The organism is Aminobacter sp. P4_D5 (genome assembly GCF_056401815.1).
The window spans coordinates 1-593 of the sequence record NZ_JBFUIP010001051.1 but is presented as its reverse complement, the minus strand read 5'-3'; the positions used below and the strand labels follow the sequence as shown (position 1 = coordinate 593).

At 70.9% G+C, this 593-nt stretch carries 1 protein-coding gene; it reads right to left on the bottom strand.

Annotated elements, in window-relative coordinates:
- The coding region (locus tag AC1DWF_RS36605; RefSeq protein ID WP_476843335.1) for a transporter substrate-binding domain-containing protein at positions 1–393 on the bottom strand (393 nt) is incomplete at its 3' end.
- Positions 394–593 lie beyond the last annotated feature (200 nt).

Below are 593 nucleotides of genomic sequence, written 5' to 3'. Positions count from 1 at the left end.
GCGGCGGATGGCGAAGCCCTGGCCGTCGTAGAAGTTCACGGGAAGCTGGCGCAGCCCGATGGAGTTCCCGCGGAGGAACGTCTGCGTGGAGTTGCGGTACAGCACGTCGATCTCCCCGGCCTGCAGCGCCGTGAAGCGGTTCTGCGCGGTCAGGGCCACGAAGCGCACCTTGGTGGCGTCGCCGAGCACGGCGGCGGCCACGGCGCGGCAATAGTCGGCGTCGAAGCCGCGGGTCTCGCCGCGGCTGTCGGCCGTCGAGAAGCCGGCGAAGCCCTGGCTCACGCCGCAGATGAGGGTGCCGCGCTGGCGGACGGTGTCGAGAGTGGCGGCGGAAGCGACGCCGGCCCAGGCTGTGACGGCGGTGGCGGCCGCCAGAAGCAGGTTACGGAACATGAGGCGTTGTCCTTCTTCAGTGGCTGGAGGGCCAGGAGATTGCACCCGCGGCCTCKCCGAGGGTGTGCCCGAGGGAACAGGTCTCGCCCGGTAGGGTGGTGCAGGCCGTGGCGAGCAATACATGGTCGTCCCACAGCCCGTCCACGGTACCTCCAGGCGCCGGGTCGTGGGACCAGTGCCGCCACGGCCCGTCCGTGGAC